Below are 20,333 nucleotides of genomic sequence, written 5' to 3'. Positions count from 1 at the left end.
AAATCGATTGCCTTATAACCGCTCGAAGGGCTTAAAATAGAAGTATCCAGTTGGATAAAAAAGGAGTCACTCTAATGAAAGAAATCAACCAACAAACGTTAACTGGAGAACGGGCCCTGTTTCAGGGACACGACCTCCACGTCACCAATAGTACCTTCGTCGATGGCGAATCCCCGCTAAAGCACGGGCAGAACCTGGCCATCGATCACACCATTTTCAAATGGAAATACCCGCTATGGTACACCAATCACACGACCTTGGATCACACCACCTGGCAACCCGATGCCCACGCCGGCATCTGGTACGCCCAACACATGACCATGCAAAATACCACGGTCAGAGCCACCAAGACCTTTCGTCACGCCCAACATTTGGCGCTGAAAAACGTCGATTTTGCCAATGCCGGTGAGACCCTCTGGTGGTGCGACGACGTCAAACTCAACGACGTCACGGCCAACGGGGACTACTTCGGCATGAACACCAACAACGTAGTCGCCCACAACCTGAAGGTCACCGGCAACTACGTCTTCGACGGTGGCAAGAACATCGAAGTCTACGACTCAACGTTCATCACCCACGATGCCTTTTGGAACTGCGAGAACGTCACGATTTACGATTCGACCATCATTGGTGAATATTTGGCCTGGAACACCAAACACATCACCTTCGTCAATTGTTGGCTCGAAAGTGACCAAGGCCTGTGTTACGTCGACCATCTCACCATGCAAAACTGCGCGTTGGTCAACACCGACCTTTCATTCGAATACTGTTCGGACATCGACGCCACCATCACCACCAAAATCGACAGCGTCAAAAACCCGATTAACGGGCAGATCAAGGCCAAGGCCATCGGCGACCTCATCTTCGATGATCCTGCCATTGATCCCGATAAAACTACGATTACGACCCAGGAGGCACACCATGACAACTGACTTTTCTGAAATGATCGACCGTCGCCACACCAATTCCGTCAAATGGGACGTGAAAGACAACGAACTCCCCATGTGGGTGGCGGACATGGATTTCCGCACCGCACCGGGAATCATAAAAGCGCTCCAAGCCAAAGTTAAAACCGGCATCTTCGGTTACGAAGAAGTCCCGGACGCTTATTTCCAGGCCGTCCAACACTGGTACGCGACCGAACACAACTGGACACCGGATACCGCCTGGATGCGCTTCGTGACTGGCGTGGTACCGACTATCTCGTCGGCAGTGCGGCGGGTGACCAACGTGGGCGACAACGTCTTGGTCCAAGCCCCCGTCTACAACATCTTCTATAATTCCATCGTCAATAACGGCCGTCACGTCCTCTCCAGCGACTTGGTCGACCACGATGGCATTTATGCGATTGACTGGGACGACTTAGCCACCAAAATGGCCGCCCCCCTGACCACGATGATGATCCTTTGTAACCCCCACAACCCCGTGGGCAAGGTCTGGACGGCTGACGAGTTGGCCCATATCGGCCAACTGGCCGCAACGAACCACGTCACGGTCTTGTCCGACGAGATTCACGGTGACATCACCGACGCCGACCATCCTTACACGCCGTTTGCGTCGGTCAACGCTGTCAACGCGCAAAACAGCCTGACCTGCGTGTCGACCAGTAAGACCTTCAACGTGGCTGCCCTGCACGCCGCCACGGTCATCATTCCTAACGAGGCCCTTCGCAACCTGGTCGACCGGGGGCTCAACACCGACGAACTGGCCGAGCCCAACGCCTTCGCCATCCCCGGCGTCATCGCGGCCTACACCACCGGCGCCGACTGGGTCCACGCCATGAACGCCCAGATCACCGCGAACAAGCAGACGCTCACGGCCTTCATCGCCGCTAACGTCCCTGGCTTAACCGTCATCGAAGGCCACGCCACCTACTTGGTCTGGATCGACTGCAGTCAAGTGACTCACGACACCCAAGCCCTGTGTGACTTCATTCGGGCTAAGACCGGCCTGTTCATCACGGCCGGCGCCGTTTACGGGGGGAACGGCCACGATTTCGTGCGGATCAACGTGGCTTGCCCGGCTGAACGCTTGCAAGACGGGTTGAATCGCCTAGCCACCGGGGTTAAGGACTTTCAAACACAAGCCTAAAAGCCCCCTAACAATTTAATTAAAATCCGATTCAGGGACCAATGTCTGTGGTGCAAGCATTGGTCCCTGATTTTGGTCTTATTTTTCACCAACTTCCCGGTTTAAATCCCCTGGTTACCCGTTGACCTTTGCCCGGGAGGGGCGTTTAATAAAGAGTATAATGTTAGCGCTAACATTAACGCTGTTTTTTTAAAGAAGGTTGGGCATATGACTGACACGACAACACCGAAAGCTCTTTGGCGGCGTAATTTACATATTCTCTGGTTTTGCTCCTTTATCGTTGGCATGGCCTTTAGTGAAATCGTCCCCTTTCTCTCCCTCTACGTGAACAGTATGGGGACGTTCACTAAGGCTCAACTGACCACCTATAGTGGGATCGTTTACGCCGCCAATTTTTTAGTCGGCGCCGTCACAGCACCACTTTGGGGCATGTTGGCCGACCATACCGGCCGAAAACTGATGCTGTTACGAACGTCCTTAGGGATTGCCATCGCCATGGGCTTGATGGGGCTGGTCACCAACGTCTGGCAACTCGTCGGGTTACGGGCCCTGCAGGGATTATTCTCCGGCTACATCCCCACAGCGCAGGCCCTGATTGCCTCCCAGGTGCCACGCGAACATAGCGGTGCCGCTTTGAGTACGCTAATGACCGGCGGAACTAGTGGTAACCTCTTGGGTCCGGTGATTGGTGGGGTCCTAGCCCAGTTCTTTTCGATTCGCATGACCTTTTTCGTGACCGCCGGCTTGTTGTTGATCACCTTCTTATTGAGTCTTTTTTGCGTCCACGAAGACTTCCAACCAGTCAAACCAGAACCTGCTACTAGCGCCAATGCCCCCACACCCGTGAGTTCGACCAAACGGCTCCTGGGATCACGGTTGATTTTCATTCTGCTGTCTTCCACGATGATCGTCCAGTTCGGCAACTCTTCCATCACCCCCATCATCAGTCTGTACGTCAAACAGTTGATGCATAACGTCGGCCCCATCACCATCGTTTCTGGTATCGTGGTCGCGTTACCGGGGATTTCAAACATCCTGGCGGCGCCCCGGTTCGGTCAGTATGGCGACCAACACGGGTCCGGTAAGGTCCTGATTGCGGGCTACATTCTGGGCGCGTTAGTCTACTTCCCTCAGGGGTTCGTGACCGGTGTTGTCATGCTGGGGATTTTACGCTTCTTAGTTGGGTTTGCCGACGGGGCCCTGTTCCCCGAGATTCAAACGCTCTTGACGAAGAACGCCCCCGCGTCGTTGACCGCTACCGTCTTCAGTTGGAACCAATCCTTTCATTCGGTCGGCAGTACGCTGGGCGCGGTAATTGGCGGTCTCATCGCCGCGGTCTTCAATTACAACGCCGTCTTCATCTTTACGGCACTGTTGATGTTGAGTAACTTCGCCTTGATTTGGTGGGGTGCACCCGAAATTCGGCGAAATTCACCAAAAACTTCGCAACCCAAATAGTCCTTACGCGCCCAACGGATAACGGTTTGTTTGTGACCAGCATCGAGTAAATTTATCAATTGCGAGCGCATACAACTCACCGCTAACGGTTGATTTTCTGTAAGTAAGGGCGTATTTTAGATAAGTTGTCATTTAGATGAATCGTGCAAAAGATGAGTCGTCACCAGCCGGGTGAGGCTCATTTTACATTTTATTTACGAAGGAGTTGACGCACTTTGGATGAAGCTGAAAGGGAGCGCAGCCCATGGCGCAAGAATTTACACGTGCTGTGGTTCTGCACCTTTGTCGCCGGCATGGCGTTCAGCGAAATCATGCCCTTTTTATCGTTATATATTAGTAGCTTCGGCGATTACACCAAGGCGCAGGTGACCATGTACAGTGGGGTCGTTTACGCTGCCGATTTCTTAGTTTCCGCCATTGCTTCGCCACTCTGGGGCCTACTCGCCGACCGGAAAGGCCGAAAAATCATGCTGTTGCGGTCATCCCTTGGGATGGGGATTTCCTTGACCTTGATGGGCTTTGCCACCACCGTGTGGCAAATGGTCGCGTTGCGGGCGCTCCAAGGGGTCTTCGCTGGGTATATCTCAAACGCCCAAGCCTTGGTTGCCTCACAAACGCCCCGGAAGCATAGTGGCGCGTCACTCAGTACGTTGATGACCGGTCCGACGAGTGGGATGTTGTTGGGACCGGTCTTCGGGGGGATCTTGGCGCAGATCTTCTCGATTCGCCTGACCTTCTTTATCACCGGTGGCTTATTGCTCGTCACCTTCTTTATGAGTTGGGGCCTGGTCGAAGAAAAGTTCAAGCCCGTGGCGCCCAAGCCCAAGGAAGAGCGCAGTTTCAACCCCTTGGCCGCCTTTCCGAACCCTAAGCTGATCTTGGTCCTGCTCTCATCCACGTTAATCGTGCAGTTTGGGAACATCTCCATCTCCCCGATCATCAGTCTGTACGTCAAGGAACTGATGCATAACGTTGGCCCCATTACGGTGGTCGCCGGGATCATCGCCGCGTTACCAGGAATTTCGAACATCATCGCCTCGCCGCGACTGGGACGTTACGGGGACAAACACGGGTCGGGAAAAGTTCTCCTGTTCGGGTACATCTTCGCGACGATCATGTATCTGCCCCAGGGCTTCGTCACGAGCGTCTGGATGCTGGGCCTGTTACGATTGATGATTGGAATCTCCGATGGGGCCCTGTTCCCCGAGATTCAAACCTTGCTGACCAAGAACACCCCGGTCGAACTCACGTCCACGGTCTTTAGCTGGAACCAATCCTTCCAGTCCGTCGGCAACATGTTGGGGTCGTTGGTCGGTGGTTGGATTGCCGGAATCTTCAACTATAACGCCGTCTTCATCACGACGGCCGCGTTGATGCTCATCAACCTGGCCTTAGTCTGGTGGTTGATTCCCGAGATTCGCCAGCACCAATCGCAGACTTCAAACGCTTAACTCATTCAGTCACACTCGGAACTGAACTGGTCTCGACCAGCCCCTTTCCACACACGTTTTAGTACTTGTCACCGGGGCCTGGAAGCTGATTCCAGGCCCCTTTTGCGTTGTTTTCAGGCTGATTTTCACATTTTTATAAGCGACTACTTATCAGATACTCATAAAGTTTTGTTATGGTTATATCATCTCTCGTTGACATCTTTTTGAAATCCCGGTAAAGCCTAGAAATATAAGGTTTTGTGGTCGTTTATTGGGGCCGATTATCAACAACGGCAATTGTCTTTTCTTGGTAATCGCTCCCACCTCATGTACAATAGAGCCAAGTTAAGCCTGTCAACGAACATTCTAATACGACCGGTCACCAGGCTTTTACCGTGCCAGCGGAAGGTCGGTCTGCCGATCGTTATTTTTATTATCCCCCCGGCTGATCTGCGGGGACAATTCAACTCAGGAGGTTAATCAATGCTACTTTCAATGGAACACCTACGTAAGGAATATGCTAATGGTAAAGTTGCCGTCGACGACTTTAATCTAAACGTCGATAAAGGGGAATTTATCTGCTTCATCGGAACTTCTGGTTCAGGGAAGACCACGACTATGCGGATGATTAACCGCATGCTCACCCAGACGTCCGGTACGATTAAAATCAACGACAAGGACATTTCACAAATGGATCCCGTCAAACTGCGGCGGTCAATCGGTTACGTCATTCAAAATGTCGGCCTGATGCCCCACATGACGATCCAAGAAAACATCGAAATCGTCCCCAAGCTGTTAGGCTGGGACAAGGAAAAGCGGGACAAGCAAGCCCACAAGATGATCGACCTGGCGCAACTGCCAGAAGAGATGTTGCAACGCTACCCCGGTGAGCTCTCCGGTGGGCAGCAACAACGGATCGGGGTTGTCCGGGCCTTAGCCGCCGACCAAGAAATCATCTTGATGGACGAACCCTTTGGCGCCCTGGACCCAATCACCCGGGAATCTTTGCAGGACTTAGTCAAGCACTTGCAAGAAGACCTGGGCCGGACCTTCATCTTCGTGACCCACGATATGGACGAAGCCTTACGCCTCGCCACCCGTGTGGTCATCATGAGTAAGGGCAAGCAGGTCCAAATCGACACGCCGGAAAACATCTTACGGCACCCGGCCAACGAATTTGTCACCAACTTGATTGGTGAGGAACGTTTGATTCGGGCCCAACCAAACATCATGAACATCAAGCAAATCATGCGCAAGAATCCGGTTGCCATTTCACCCGATAAAACGTTGTCCGACACGATTGATTTAATGCACGATAAGCGAGTCGATACTTTGCTGGTCACTGATGACCAAGACAAGCTGATTGGCTACATCGACCTGGACGACGTTAGTCGCAACACCAACGCTTCGACGCTGGTCAGTGAATTGATGAACCACGAGGTCTTCTACGTCCAAGACAAGGCCTTAATCGGCGACACCGTTCAACGCATCTTGAAACTGGGTGTGAAGAACGTGCCGGTCGTGGATGATGATCACCGGCTAGTCGGAATCGTCACCCGGACTTCGTTAGTTGACTTGGTTTACGACGCTTTGCGGGGCGCAACCGATGAGGAACCATCGTCACCGTTTAACGCTGACATCCACGCCGCCGCTAACCGCGATGAAGACGACAGTAAGGATGACAATAAGGATACAGAAAAAGAAGAAGGGAGTGACGGTCAGTCATGATTAACTTCTTATCGACTTACGGCACCCAACTGATTTCTAAAACCGGCCAACACCTGTACATTTCGGCGTTTGCCTTGGCTTTAGGGGTCATTGTTGCCGTGCCCTTAGGAATTGTACTGACCCGAATGAAGCGTGGCGCTAACGCTGTGATTACCTTGGCCGGGGTCCTACAGACCATCCCTGCCATGGCGCTCTTAGCTATTATGATTCCAATCTTTGGGATTGGGTCCACCCCAGCGATTGTGGCCCTCTTCATTTACTCACTGTTGCCGATTCTGCGGAACACCTACTTAGGCATGGAAGGGGTCTCCCCCGACGTGAAAGACGCCGCGAAAGGTATGGGGATGACCGCCTGGCAATCGATGATTCGTGCCGAGTTGCCGCTAGCTGCCCCCGTCATCATGTCCGGGGTGCGGTTATCCGCCACCTACGTCATCGCTTGGGCGACGCTGGCATCCTATATCGGTGCCGGTGGCTTAGGGGACTTCATCTTCAACGGCCTGAATTTATACCGTTCCGACCTCATTTTGGGTGGCTCGATTCCCGTAATCATTTTAGCGTTGATCGTCGACTACCTACTGGGGAAGCTCGAATTTGCCGTTACCCCAAAGGAATTACGATAGGAGGCCCGTCTTTATGCAAAAACGTTTACGCGTCTGGTTGGCTGGTCTTCTAGTCACCATTCTACTATTGCCGCTAGGTGGCTGTTCTCTGCCCGGGCTGGCCGGTTCCGGTAAGGACACGGTCCGCATCGCCGCGCAAAACACCACTGAACAACAAATCATGGCCTACGTGATTCAAGGAATGATTCAACATTACACGAAATTAAACACATCAATCATCAATAACTTAGGGTCCGGGAACGTCAGCTTCAACGCCCTGAAAAATGGTAACGCTGATATTTCCTCGATTCGGTTCTACGGGACCGACTTGACCACGGTCTTGGACGAAAAGTTTCAGCGGGACCCATCCAAGGTGGCCAGCAAGGTCACTAAGGAATTCCAGGACCGTTACAACATGACCTACTTCAAGTCTTACGGCTTCGCCGATACCTACGCGTGGATGGTCCAACAATCCTACGCCAAGAAACACAACCTCAAAACCATCAGTGATTTGAAGAAGCTCGCGCCGAAGATGACGGTCGGGATTGACCAAATTTGGCAGAACCGGCCTGGTGACGGCTACCCGGCCTTCCAGAAGACTTACGGTTACAGCTTCGGGACGGTCAAGCCGATGCAACTGGGGTTACTCTACGATGCCTTAGCGGCCAACAAGATGGATGCCATCTTAGGGTACTCCACCGATGGTCGGGTCGGCAGTTACAACCTGAAGATCTTAAAGGATGACAAGGACTTCTTCCCACCTTACGATGCCAGTCCCGTGGCAACCGACAAGGTCTTAAAGCAACATCCAGAAGTTCGGACGATTTTAAACAAGCTGGTCGGCAAGGTCTCCTTGAAGACCATGCAAACCTTGAACTACAAGGTCGACGACAAGTTGCAGGAACCACAGACCGTCGCCAAGCAGTTCTTGGAAGACCACAACTACTTCGAAGGGGGGAAATAACACATGAAAGACATGGGACTTTGGAGCCAACTGATTTATTACTTCACGCATAACGGCATGTTCGTTTTACAACAGTTCAACCTTACTTTCTTAGTGTCCATCTACGGGGTGCTCTTCGGGGCCATCGTGGGGATTCCGATTGGAATCTGGATTTCACAGAACCGGAAGCTCTCCCCCGTTATCATCGGGATTGCCAACGTGATTCAGACCATTCCGTCACTGGCGATGCTGTCGATTTTGATGTTAGGCTTAGGGCTCGGGGAAAATACCGTCATTGCCACGGTCTTCCTCTATTCCCTCCTGCCAATCATCAAGAACACCTATACCGGGATGCTCAGTGTCGACCTCGACGTCTTGGACGCCGGCAAGGGCATGGGCATGACCCGCTTCCAGATCATGGCTAAGATTCGGATTCCGTTGTCACTTTCCGTGATTATCGCCGGAATTCGAAACGCCCTGGTCTTAGGGATTGGGATTGCCGTTATCGGGTCCTTCATTGGGTCCGGTGGTCTGGGTGACATCATCATCCGGGGGACCAACGCCACGGACGGTGGGGCCATCATCCTCGCGGGGGCCTTACCAACCGCGTTGATGGCCATCATCACCGACTGGATCTTATCCCTGATTGAAAAGTGGTTGAAACCGAAGACCGCTTCGGAATCTTAATCAAATTGACACGCGAAACGTCGCTGGTCCTGAGGACTGGCGGCGTTTTTGTTTGACCTCGATTTCAATCTCGTCATCGTCAATTCCCCAATCAGCGCGGATTAATGGTAAAATTTGAACAGACTACGCGCCCCGTCATCACGTGGGGGCGTTACCGCTTTTAAGGGGGAAACGCGCGTGAAACGCCTACAGCAATGGGGCTTGGATTTTTCCGTCGGCACACTTAACTTTTTGGCTTTAGCCGGCATCATGTTGCCCTATATTTTGATTTTGTTTCAATACCAACGGACCCACAGTACGACTTACTTGATTGCCCTGGTGGCCGTCTATATCTCGCGAGCCGCCAGCATTTTTTACACCAAACGCTTCAACCTCCGCTCCAGTACCTACTTATTGTTAACCCTGATTTTCGGGGCGCTGGGCAGTCTGCCCTTTGCCCTGACCCAATCACTGGGGTGGTTGATTCTCGGCAGTGTCTTGTGGGGCTACAGTGCCGCTACCATCTGGCCGTACTTCTTGACGGTCAAGCTCCACCTGTCCCATACCACGGCCTTTAAGATGAAACGCGTCTACTGGTTGGTGTTTCTGGTGCTAGCGCTGTTACTAGCGGCCGACTTTGGCTTTCACCTGAGCTTTTCGCTGACCTTCGCATTACTGGCCATTTTGAACCTGGTGGCTTTGCCCGGTGGTCTGCTGCTCAACCAGTTCACTCATGACTTCTACCAGGACCAGCCCAGCCAGCCCCACGGTCTCAAGCAACTTTGGCGCTGGTGGTTGTCCGTTCTTTTCTTCGCCGCTTTGGCCTTACTCACCACCCTACGCAAGGCCAGCATGGCACTGCCAAACTGGGCGACGCTTCTGATTATTCTGGTGGCCCTAGTGATTGCCGGTATCGAACTTCTGGCCGACAAACACGACCTGGGCGCCTTCAAGTTACGGCTGCTACACCGCGGCGTGTTGATGAGTTTCGTCCTGCTCTTTAGCAGTTTCATGGCGTTCTTCTACTGGGGAAGCTTGGGGATGTACCTAGTCTTTGCGATGTATCTCATCGGCTTCGAAAGTGGCAACGCTGTAATCGGCGTTCTAGCTCACCACGATGCCACCCGCCAAAAGGTACTCGCCGGCCGACTCTTAGGCCTGGGCCATCTCTTAATCTTGATTCCCTGGAAATGGTCTTATTTGTTGGGGTTATTGTTGCTGGCCACCTACATTGGCTATGATAACCCGACCGTCACCAAAGACCTTTACGAATCCGAGGCCACCGATGACGACTCGGCCATGATTGAAAAATACCGGTTCTCCACGGCTGGCGGCTTGCTATGTCAGTTGTGTCTGTTTGCGTTACTAGCGTTGATTGCTTGTTTGACCCCGCTCACCATTCTGGACTTCTTCAAGCCAACCACAACGGCCCACTGGTTCTTCTACACCTGGGCCGTCAACTGGCCGCTTACCCTGGGGTCAGCGTGGGTCTCTTGGCGGGCTTTACGCCAACCCAATACACTGAAATAACCTTGACGACCACCAAAATGGGCCAGCCACGTTTAGCGCGTGACTGACCCATTTTAAAATCCAATTTACTGCAAATTATCAAACGTCTTCAACGAAGTCATAATCAAATTAATGAAAGCTTCCCGGTCGATATTCAATAGAACTTCAGTATTTTTAGGCTTGCCCGTCAACTCATAGTAGTCGCAGACCGTTTCACCCCGCGTTAACTCACCAGCGGTATCCACGTCCACGTTCATCTTGGCCGTTTGGAACCACTCCGGATGGAGCAACCAGGTGATGGTGCAGGGGTCGTGAAGCGGCGCCCCCTGAAAGCCCCACTTCGGTGCTTCGTGGTAGCGTTCAAAGAAATTCAGTAACCCGTTGAAGGCCTGGGCGACCGGATTTTGAATCTGCTTGAGTGCCGCGATTTCCGGTTTTAAGATTTGGGCCTTGTGGGTCACGTTCAGCGGGGCCATCACCAGGGGAATCCCGGCGTTCATCACGATTTTAGCCGCTTCGGGATCCACGTAGATGTTGAACTCGACCGACGGCGTCCAGTTGCCCAGTCCCATGGCGCCCCCCATGAACACGATTTGGCTGATTTTGGCCTTGAGTTCGGGGTACACGCGCAAGAAGAGCGCCGCGTTGGTCATCGGGCCAGTTACGACCAACGTGACCGGGTCTGCGCTGGCCCGCAAGGTCTTGGCCATCAGTTCAATAGCGGTCATGTCCTGGACCTTGAAATCCGGGTCGGGCAACTCGGCGCCGTCCAGGCCACTCTTACCGTGGACGTTGCCCGCCGTTTCCAGCAGCTTGAGTAACGGGGTCCGATTGCCACCCGCCACCGGAATTTCCTGGTGGTGCATCAACGTTAATAGGCGCATCGCGTTGTTCAACGTCTTCTCCGGCGTCTGGTTGCCCGCCGACGTGGTGACGGCTAAGAGATCTAACTCGGGGTTGGCCAACGCCAGCATCATCGCTAAGGCATCATCGTGGCCAGGATCACAATCTAAAATCAGTTTTGTTGTCATATTTTATCCACTCCTATCTAGTACCTTGTGACCGTAATTGTTGTGCAGATTGATGGCAGACCCAGAATAAATAACCATTTACCATTAATCCAATTATGCTTACTATAATGGTTACCAAATTTTCTCCTGATATAAGCGTACTAATGAAACCAAAGCTATAAACGACATTAATAAACTGCATAAATCCCACTGCAAATCGTCGTTTACGCCATATCCCTAAAATTGCCCACGCATATAGCAACATTGCAAAACCTAACGTGTTCAGCAATGGCCGATAGTTCCCAGTTAATGTTGGTAATAACGTTATCCCGTAGGCAATCATAAACAACACGACTGATAAAATAGCAGCAACTGTAATCGTTTTACATTTCGGCTTCATTAAAGCTCACTCCTCTAGAAGTACAACCCAACGATAGTCCCTGTAAGAACTGAAGCTAGCGTTGCACCTAATAACAGTTTCATAGAAAACTTGGCTACGTAACCACCCTGTTCCTTACTAATTGACTTAATAGAACCAGTAACGATTCCAACAGTCCCAAAGTTAGCAAACGAAACAAGATAAGCTGAAATAATAGCTGTTGCCTTAGCACTTAAAGTACCTGCTATACTGTGCAATGATCCCATGGCAACAAATTCATTAGTGATTAACTTGGTTGCCATTAAACTACCAACTTTCAGAGCATCGTGTGCTGGAACACCCATCAAAAATGCAACAGGTGAAAAAACATAACCAATTAAGTCAGTAAAAGAAATATGCAAAATTGCAGTAAAGGAACTATTTAAGAAAGTAACCAATGCGACAAATCCAATTAGCATTGCACCAACTGTAATTGCTAAGTTAAATCCATCTGTAATGTAAGTACCTAAAACTTGGAAGAATGGTTCATCATTACCTTTAGAAATTTGCACTAATTCATCATTATCAGATGTTTCATAAGGATTAATAACGCAAGAAACAATTAAGGCAGACAGAATATTTAAGAAAACTGCCACAACAACGAATTTCCCTGGAACCATCTTCATGTAAGAAGCTAACATTGCAGCAGATACGGCACTCATTGCCGAAGCACAAATCGTATAGAGTCGTTGCTCGTTTAACTTTGGAATTTGATCTTTAACAGTTAAGAAGACCTCAGGTTGACCTAAAACAGCGGTTGAAACTGCAAAGTAGCTTTCTAGTTCACCCATGCCAGCAACTTTATTTAACGCCCAACCAGTCCACTTAATAATGAATGGCAATACCTTAATATAATTTAAAATCCCTACTAATGCTGATATAAATACAATTGGCATTAAAACGTTAAGGAAGAAGACTGATGCTCCCGGTTTAATCATAAATCCACCAAAAACGAAATCAACCCCGCCAGCTGCTTGATTCATTAACCAGCTAAAGAAGCCGGAAATACTAGCAAGAGTCTTAACCCCGCCAGAAGTATGCAGACAGAGAAACGAAATAACAAGCTGTAAAGCAAATAGAATACCCATACGTTTGTATTTAATATGTTTACGATCCGAACTAACCAGCCAGCCAATTCCAAAGACTAATGCTAAACCTGTTAACAAAAATACAAAATTCATTATGTTTCAACTCCAGTCTAGTTTTCAAAGCTGCTCAATTAGCGATTACCAAATTCCCTTAAAAGTTTCTCAGCGGCGTCTTCATCGATATTACGTGGTGTATTTCCAGCGAATTGTTCATGGGTAACTGCCGATGCGTTTTCCAATAATTCTTCAGTAGAAATACCATAATCGCTAAATGGATGTAACCCTAAAGTTTCATCACGAAATTGTCGATAGGCTTCAACTGCACGATCCGCTCGCTGCTTTTCATCTTCATTTTCCCTATAGGTTAATCCTAATATTTGACCAATCTCGGCAACCTTTTTTGGTAATACTGGAGAAACAAATTTCAAAACACCTGGTAAAGCATAGGCTACCGCTTCACCATGAACAATATGATATTTAGATCCCAAGACATGTGCCATAGAGTGACCAACATTTGTTCCGGCATTATTCAACATCCAACCAGCTAAAGTAGCCGCGACCATGACCCTTTGACGAGCTTCACGATCTTGGCCGTTCTCTACAGCTCGCGGTAGGTAATTAGCTAATAAAAACATGATTTTTTCACAAATTGCGTCCGTTACTGGGCTAGATAAGCGTGATGTATCCCCTTCTGCTGCGTGTGAAAATGCGTCCAATCCCGTCGCAATCGTCATTTTCTTAGGTAGAGATAGCACCATATCTGGGCATAAAACGGCATACTCACTAACTGCATTATCAGATAAAATCGCCAGTTTCTTTTGACTATCTACATCTGTTACGACCAATGCATTTGACATTTCGCTTCCTGTACCCGAAGTTGTAGGAATTGCAATTAATCCCGGACATGGTTTAATCGTTGCATCTGGCTTAGTATAGTCTAGTATGTAACCACCATTTATTCGAACAATATTAACTCCTCGAGCTACATCAATTGAACTGCCACCACCAATTGCAATAATACTATCAGCTTGATGTGCTTTAAAGGCCCCAACACCATCCATTACAGTAGCTGCTGGCGGATCAGAAACAACTTTATCAAAAACTGCGTATTGAATATTATTCTTACCGAGAACTTCCTGTGTTGTTTGAACCAGTGGCATCTCTGCAAGAAAGTGATCCATAATAAACAATGGTCGTTTATATCCCTCAGTCCTTAAGATATCAAGGATGGTAGATGATAAATCATCCGTATCTACTACCTTAACTCGTTGTAATAATTTGACATTCATCAAAACACCTCTCAATTTTTAGCTAAAATAAATCGTTTTCTAAATACTCCACTTAAAGCTTGAATTGTTGGTCCCGTTGTTAGTGCCGTTAAGATTGTAATAATTCCAAACCGTCCGCCTAACAAAACGCCAACAACAATTAAACACACATCAAATGTGATTTTGCTCCGTCGCATACTCCATCCTGTTTTGTCTCGTATCGTTAACATAAAGCCACTAAATGGATCAACACCAATATCTGCTGCTACAAACAAGCTAATCCCCAAATAATAAAGAGAGATACCTGTAGCACCACCAAACATTCTTGTTACAAGAGTTGTCGATTGAAAAATTATTGGATATAGATATGACCCAATTGAGATAAAAAATCCATATGGGACTAGATACATCAACGTTCCCCAACTGGCATAGTGACGACCAATTAAATACAATGCAACAATTAAACCAACATTAAGATAATTAGACACTGTTCCTAATTGAGCATGACCAAGGTGAAAAGTCGCACGCAAACCGTCATAGATAATCCCTACTGGGTCATTGCCAAGTTGCGTATTATTATTAAAAGCAACCCCAATACAAACAAGAAATATCCCAATCATAGCCAATGCAACCGTTGTTGGCGTATAACGACGATTTGTCAAGCTCTCTCATCTCCTTAGAATTTAAAGTCCCAACTTTTCAGCTGCTGCGTCAGCATTTTTACAAAACTCACGAACTTTATCAATATCTTTCTCCATACGCCCACCTTCATACTTAATGCTAGTTCGGGTTAAAGAATCAACTCCATACGGACGAATTTTTTCAATAGCATCCGCAACATTTTCAGGACTCATTCCACCAGCTTCAATAACTGGTACATCAACGGCCTTAACAATCTTCGCATCAATATTCCAGTCATGAGTTTTGCCACTGGCACCAATTCCAGTATCAGGAGCTAATCCTGAATCCAATAAAATATAATCAACAAATTGGGCAAAGTGCTTAGCACGATCAATTGCTGATTCATTATCAACCAAAACTGCTTGCATTAAGTCTGTATGGGGCGCAACTTTTTTAAGCCGATTAGCAAACTCCTTGTCAGCTGCATAACCGTCGCCTGCAATATGCAAAATGTCCGGTTGGATTTTTTTAGCTAAATCCAGCATTTCTTCCGGATCATTGGTTAACATAATAGCAACTCCTGTAACTCCACGACGCTTAGCTTCATCAAAGATTTTACGAACCCGGTCTAAAGGTACTCGATGCGCAGGTACACCACCATTTTGCATCGGTACCAAGCCAATATTGTCAGCGCCAGCTTCCATTGTTTTAACTGCTTCTTCGTATTGAATTAATGAATAAATCTGTTTAATCATTACCAAAATCTCCTTTTAGTTTAAAATAGTAAGCGTTTCCATTTTTGCTTGAATCTGTTCTACTGTAATATCTGGAACTGATTTTGCACTCTCAAGTGCAATGCTAGAAGCTGCTTGAGCAATTTGCCCCGTTTGCCGTAACGAACGATGCGGATCCGTAAAACGTCCCCATGTGATGGCGGCCATTCCACAATCTCCTGCACCATTAGCATTCACAATACTCGTTTTGAACGGTGATACATGAATTATCTCATGTTGGTCAGCACATAAAATACCATCCGCACCTAACGAAATATAAACATGTTTAACACCTTCATCAAGAAGAACTCTAGCAGCTACACCAGCGGTTTCCACATCCTTAACCTCAATACCACTTAACAGCGAAGCTTCTAACGCATTTGGCTTCAAAGTGTCCATCTTATTTAAAACATTTTGGAAATGTGGTGCATTACTAACAGATACTGTATCACCAAATAATGGGACCGTTACATGATCACCTAGCCAATCAATGGCTTCTTGAGAAATATTAGCATCGATTAAGCAAATACTGGCATGATTAATAAAATCTAATCGTCGACTCAAAAATTCTGGGGTGATTTTATCGCAGATTCCCATATCATTAACACCAACTAGCATATCTCCTGTTTCATCAGTGATGTACATATAAGTTGAAGAACGGGAACCAATCATTTGTTCAGCCTGATCTAACATAATATGGTTATCATGGCAAGCTTGTTTTAAAAGCGTTCCATTGTAATCATCACCATAAACTGTTAAAAGATATGTTGGAGTACCTAAATGCGCTAAGTTTTGTGCAATATTCTGGCCTACACCACCAACACTCATCCCCACCGTTCCAATATTAGAATCACGAGGAATCACTTTATGACTAGGCATCCCAAAGATATCCATATTCATTCCACCAATGACTACAACATAGTTATCCTTATGCGTTGCATTCATATCAATTACCTCCTCACCAAAGGCGATTTATAAACAAATTTTTATTTAAATAGTCATTTGACAGTTAAAGAATACCTCTTAATGTAATCGCTGCCAATAAAAATAAAAAAGCTTCTTTTTATTTTCTATTTATTCACAAGCTTGCCTAATGTTTAACGTACTATTATGTCTAAGTTCGCCAACACTTCATATTTACTTATTCACAATAAAAAAGAATTCTTCCAAAATTAATGGAAGAATTCAATCCTTATTTAAGGATAGACAGCTGTTGTTGTATTAACAAACTTTCTGTCATTTTTTCATTAACAGCCTCATTCGATTCAGACGTAATGTCAGCAGCTGCAATCCCCAATTGAGCTGTCGTTCGGAAATCCTTATTACATAATCTTGCCCAACTTAAAGCTGCCGTAGCTGCTGCCCCTGCTCCATTAGTATTTTTTGCCTGATGCTTCCGTTCATTAAAAAAATAAAATTTATCTTTATTTTCGTAGAGAATCCCGACATCGTCAATGTAGATAAAAATATTATCGATTCCACGGTTTAGTAATTTGTGAGCGCACTTACGTGCAGTATTTTCATCCGTTACCGGTAGTTTTGTCAAAACAGTGGCTTCAATACCATTAATTACTAGAGTATCTAGATAGCTTAATCCATCATAAAGATTCATCGTTTTATTCAATCCAACGGCTTTTGCAAAAATTGGAACAGTCACATTACTGTATATCCAGCGTATCGTTCTCTTGGGCAAGTTAGAATCAATGACAACTAATTTTGAATTATTAATGACCCTTTTTCGTTGTTCCAAATATTCTGGAGACATGTAATGGTTAATCCCCATATCATCAATACCAACAACTCGATCGCCATTTGGTTGATTGACATACAAATAATTCGATGTTGCTTCATGCGGTATTTGCTCCGAGTGCGTGATATCTACACCTTGATTTAAAGAATTTTCCTTAAAGCGCTCACCATTTTGATCGTCTCCAAAAGCAGCTATTAAATAAGTTTTAATTCCCATTTTACTTAAATTTACTGCAATATTTCGGCCAACTCCACCTAATCGGTTATAGATTTTTCCTGGATAGGAACTACGACTATCAATACCTTCCTTTGCCATTCCAAATGTATCAATGTTAACACCGCCAATAACAGTTACGTATCTTGGTGGAGTTATAATATATCCTTTCCCCTGAATATATCCTTTCTTCACAAGATTTGAAATATGAGCAGCAACCCCTGATCGCGTGATACCAGCTAATTTAGCCAAATCATTTTGCGAAATTAATGGATTTTGTTTTATCCATTCTAGTATTTGTTCTTCCCGGTTGGTTGCCATTTTTAACCCTCATTTCCTAATAATAAGTCAATCTTATCATAACACCCCCAGACTGCCTCTCATTAAATTACTAACTCCAATAAATTTAAAGCCACCCCAAAAACGACCACTCATCTAGCTAACGAGTGATCGTTTTTAAAATCCAATTTAGTTTTTCGTCCGGTGCCAAGTCAGCTTCGGTCGCCATAACCAAAGGTAGCCGAAGATGACCGTTACTAGCAATGCGATAATCCCCGCAGTGGTGACATGAAAACCACCGCTGAAGATGACCGTCACGTAGATTACGAATACCAGGTAGACTGGCCAACGCAACCCCGGAAACAGGAGGTACTCGCCGTCGTGTTCCAACGAGAGCCGTTGGTAAAGCCAAGCGCCCCAAACGGCTAAAATAATGGTCGCCACAATCCAGGCACCGATTTCCGTCCACTGGCCTTGTTGTGCGGTCAAAAGGTTGAATCCCGGAACGTTCACGCTGATAATGCCGACTAACGACAGGATAAACCCGGCCAACGTCACCCACAGGGCCCCCGTTTGCCCAATAATCAAGGCCGCAAACCAGCAAATAGCAAAGAACCCGATGGACGTGGTTAAGCCCATCAACCACGTGGTGATTAGCCCTGGCCAAGCCAGGTCAAGGGTCACGCTGGCTGGCATTTGCAGCCAATAAATCAGGTACTGAATGGCCGTCGTGACCACGGCAATTCCCAGTAAGCCGCCTAACCCCAACGTCAATTTCGTCCAGTAGATTTGCCGGCGCCGGTAGCCGCTGGTGAAGAGAAACTGGTTGAAGTGGTCCTTCAAGTCTTGGTTCATCAAGACCAACCCGGCCAGGCCAAAGGCAAACATCAGCCACGGCGAGTATAACGAGAAACTCCCAAAGCGGAGTTTGGTCGCGTCGAAGGCCAGCCACTGGTGCATCTGCGGGCCAAAGACGGTCGTCTTGGAATGATACAACCAGGTCGTGGTATCGGCCCAGGCCGATAGCGCCATAATCAGCAATGAAATCAGCCCCAACGACCAGAAACGTTTGCGATATTGCCGCCAAAGTAAGCGGCGTAAATTTTTATCCATCTTATCCCCCTACTGCATCAGCTGGTAACCAGCGGTTTGCGACAAATTTGCCCGGAAGAGGTCTTCCAGCGTCAACGGCAGTTCTTCCATCAAGACCGGGTCGAGCGCTTGGAGCTGTTCGGCCAGTTCCGGCGTGTAGTCCGGAAAGACCACTACTAAGACTCGTCCAGAGACCCGAATCAGCCGGCTATGCTTCTTCACGATGGCCGGAATCTCCTTGCCGGCAAAGACCAACTGGAGTTTCTTAGCCTGGGCCCGCACATCTTCCAAGTTGTAATCGTGGACCAAGCGGCTGGCTTTCAATAACAGCACCCGGTCGCTCAAGCCATCGAGTTCGTTCAAGTCGTGCGAGGAGATCAAGAAGCCCTTCTGCTGGTCGGCGACCTCGTCGATGACCATGGTGGCGATATTCTCCCGCACGATGACGTCCAACCCGTCGAATGGTTCGTCTAACAAGATGTATGGTGCGTTAGACGTCAGGGCTAAGATGACGTTGACCAGCGCCCGCATCCCCTTGGAGAGCTGCCGGTACTGGTCCGAAGCCGTCAAATTGAAGCGTTGTAAGAGGTCGCGGTACCGGTCCGCATCAAAGTCGGCGTAGACCAAGCGATAAAAGTCCGGTAACTCGGCCAAGCGATAATTCCCCAAGAAATTATACTGGGTGTCGATAAAGAACAGTTGCCGCTGGTAAGCCGGCTCCTGCTTCAGGTCGTGCTCGTCGATGGTCACGGTCCCCTTGTCGGCCACGTACTGGTTGGTCATGGTCCGAAACAGGGTGGTCTTCCCGACCCCATTGCGGCCGACCAAGCCCACGATTTCGCCGGGATGCCACTGAAAATCGATGCCCGTAATGATGTCACGGTGCTCGATGGTTTTACTTAGGTCCTTCACGTGTAACATTAATCTGCCTCCTCATAGGCCGTTTTAATCCACTCAATCACTTCATCTGCCGGAACCCCCAAGTACCGAATCTCGGTCAATAGGCTCAACAACCGTTGCTTACTCGCTACGACCTGAGCGGTGTCGGCCACCGCGTCATTGGTCTCGCGCACATAAGTCCCCTTGCCGTGCACCGTGCGAATCACGTTTTGCGTCTCCAACTGTTTGTAGGCCTTGCTGACCGTGTTGGGGTTCAACTGTTCTTGCCGGGCCATCTCCCGTACGGACGGCAACCGGTCCCCCGGCCGTAAGATTCCCCGGACAATCTGTTGCTTAACGCGTAACACCAGTTGCTCATAGTACGGTAACCTTGATTGATCACTGACGGGCATCCGCCTCACTCCTTTACCGTTGACCCTCCATGTGTTCTGTGTGTCCTATTATACATAGTACACTCGAAAACACAAGCCTAAATTCAGCCAACAAAAAGGCGT

At 48.1% G+C, this 20,333-nt stretch carries 20 protein-coding genes; 9 read left to right on the top strand and 11 right to left on the bottom strand.

Annotated elements, in window-relative coordinates:
* Nucleotides 1–74 precede the first annotated feature (74 nt).
* From H3M12_RS04680 to H3M12_RS04640, 9 genes are all read left to right on the top strand, one after another.
* Complete coding sequence (locus tag H3M12_RS04680) at nt 75–932, top strand: DUF3737 family protein (protein WP_129032805.1); 858 nt, start codon at nt 75–77, stop codon at nt 930–932.
* Nucleotides 922–2,091 carry a MalY/PatB family protein gene (locus tag H3M12_RS04675; protein ID WP_129032804.1) on the top strand — a complete coding sequence of 390 codons (1,170 nt, stop codon included), beginning with the start codon at nt 922–924 and terminating at the stop codon, nt 2,089–2,091. Before H3M12_RS04680 ends, H3M12_RS04675 begins: the two co-directional genes overlap by 11 nt.
* Nucleotides 2,092–2,298: 207 nt before the next feature.
* Nucleotides 2,299–3,549 (top strand): MFS transporter, encoded by a 1,251-nt coding sequence (locus tag H3M12_RS04670; RefSeq protein ID WP_182150987.1) that lies wholly within the window; start codon nt 2,299–2,301, stop codon nt 3,547–3,549.
* Between the two features lie 215 nt (nt 3,550–3,764).
* Nucleotides 3,765–5,000: an MFS transporter gene (locus H3M12_RS04665; protein ID WP_129032802.1), complete on the top strand. Its 1,236-nt coding sequence runs from the start codon at nt 3,765–3,767 to the stop codon at nt 4,998–5,000.
* A gap of 462 nt (nt 5,001–5,462) precedes the next feature.
* Complete coding sequence (locus tag H3M12_RS04660; protein ID WP_182150986.1) at nt 5,463–6,707, top strand: betaine/proline/choline family ABC transporter ATP-binding protein; 1,245 nt, start codon at nt 5,463–5,465, stop codon at nt 6,705–6,707.
* Nucleotides 6,704–7,330, top strand: coding sequence for an ABC transporter permease (locus H3M12_RS04655; protein WP_129032800.1), 627 nt, complete (start codon nt 6,704–6,706; stop codon nt 7,328–7,330). The genes H3M12_RS04660 and H3M12_RS04655 overlap by 4 nt, the downstream gene beginning before the upstream one ends.
* 13 nt (nt 7,331–7,343) lie before the next feature.
* Nucleotides 7,344–8,273 (top strand): osmoprotectant ABC transporter substrate-binding protein, encoded by a 930-nt coding sequence (locus H3M12_RS04650; protein ID WP_129032799.1) that lies wholly within the window; start codon nt 7,344–7,346, stop codon nt 8,271–8,273.
* Nucleotides 8,274–8,276: 3 nt separating this feature from the next.
* A complete protein-coding gene (locus tag H3M12_RS04645; protein WP_325065018.1) occupies nt 8,277–8,939 on the top strand; it encodes an ABC transporter permease in 663 nt (220 codons plus the stop codon).
* 177 nt (nt 8,940–9,116) lie between these two features.
* Nucleotides 9,117–10,448: a hypothetical protein gene (locus H3M12_RS04640; RefSeq protein WP_182150985.1), complete on the top strand. Its 1,332-nt coding sequence runs from the start codon at nt 9,117–9,119 to the stop codon at nt 10,446–10,448.
* Between the two features lie 65 nt (nt 10,449–10,513).
* Here the strand turns inward: H3M12_RS04640 and rihA are convergent, their stop codons facing one another.
* The 11 genes from rihA to H3M12_RS04585 form a co-directional block, all read right to left on the bottom strand.
* Nucleotides 10,514–11,458, bottom strand: a complete 945-nt coding sequence (gene rihA / locus H3M12_RS04635; RefSeq protein WP_129032796.1) for a pyrimidine-specific ribonucleoside hydrolase RihA — start codon at nt 11,456–11,458, stop codon at nt 10,514–10,516.
* A gap of 13 nt (nt 11,459–11,471) precedes the next feature.
* Nucleotides 11,472–11,837: a hypothetical protein gene (locus H3M12_RS04630; RefSeq protein WP_182150984.1), complete on the bottom strand. Its 366-nt coding sequence runs from the start codon at nt 11,835–11,837 to the stop codon at nt 11,472–11,474.
* 14 nt (nt 11,838–11,851) lie between these two features.
* On the bottom strand, nt 11,852–13,036 hold the full coding sequence (locus H3M12_RS04625; protein ID WP_129032795.1) for a NupC/NupG family nucleoside CNT transporter: 1,185 nt from the start codon (nt 13,034–13,036) through the stop codon (nt 11,852–11,854).
* A 38-nt stretch (nt 13,037–13,074) separates the two neighbouring features.
* The gene (locus H3M12_RS04620; RefSeq protein ID WP_129032794.1) at nt 13,075–14,232 is read right to left on the bottom strand and encodes an iron-containing alcohol dehydrogenase; all 1,158 of its coding nucleotides are present in this window, start codon (nt 14,230–14,232) and stop codon (nt 13,075–13,077) included.
* An 11-nt stretch (nt 14,233–14,243) separates the two neighbouring features.
* Entirely contained in the window at nt 14,244–14,873 is a 630-nt protein-coding gene (locus tag H3M12_RS04615) for a YczE/YyaS/YitT family protein (RefSeq protein ID WP_233449224.1), read from the bottom strand.
* 21 nt (nt 14,874–14,894) lie between these two features.
* Complete coding sequence (locus H3M12_RS04610) at nt 14,895–15,587, bottom strand: phosphoribosylanthranilate isomerase (RefSeq protein WP_129032793.1); 693 nt, start codon at nt 15,585–15,587, stop codon at nt 14,895–14,897.
* Between the two features lie 15 nt (nt 15,588–15,602).
* Entirely contained in the window at nt 15,603–16,550 is a 948-nt protein-coding gene (locus H3M12_RS04605; RefSeq protein ID WP_182150983.1) for a PfkB family carbohydrate kinase, read from the bottom strand.
* A gap of 247 nt (nt 16,551–16,797) precedes the next feature.
* Nucleotides 16,798–17,889, bottom strand: coding sequence for a PfkB family carbohydrate kinase (locus tag H3M12_RS04600; RefSeq protein ID WP_129032791.1), 1,092 nt, complete (start codon nt 17,887–17,889; stop codon nt 16,798–16,800).
* A gap of 147 nt (nt 17,890–18,036) precedes the next feature.
* Nucleotides 18,037–18,960: an ABC transporter permease gene (locus tag H3M12_RS04595; protein WP_129032790.1), complete on the bottom strand. Its 924-nt coding sequence runs from the start codon at nt 18,958–18,960 to the stop codon at nt 18,037–18,039.
* A 9-nt stretch (nt 18,961–18,969) separates the two neighbouring features.
* On the bottom strand, nt 18,970–19,860 hold the full coding sequence (locus H3M12_RS04590; protein ID WP_129032789.1) for an ATP-binding cassette domain-containing protein: 891 nt from the start codon (nt 19,858–19,860) through the stop codon (nt 18,970–18,972).
* Nucleotides 19,860–20,231 carry a GntR family transcriptional regulator gene (locus H3M12_RS04585; protein WP_182150982.1) on the bottom strand — a complete coding sequence of 124 codons (372 nt, stop codon included), beginning with the start codon at nt 20,229–20,231 and terminating at the stop codon, nt 19,860–19,862. The genes H3M12_RS04590 and H3M12_RS04585 overlap by 1 nt, the downstream gene beginning before the upstream one ends.
* Nucleotides 20,232–20,333: the final 102 nt, after the last annotated feature.

Origin of the sequence: Levilactobacillus suantsaii, assembly GCF_014069315.1 — a bacterium.
Taxonomy (GTDB): domain Bacteria; phylum Bacillota; class Bacilli; order Lactobacillales; family Lactobacillaceae; genus Levilactobacillus; species Levilactobacillus suantsaii.
Note: the sequence above shows the minus strand (reverse complement) of the source record. Positions and strands in the feature narration are given on the sequence as shown.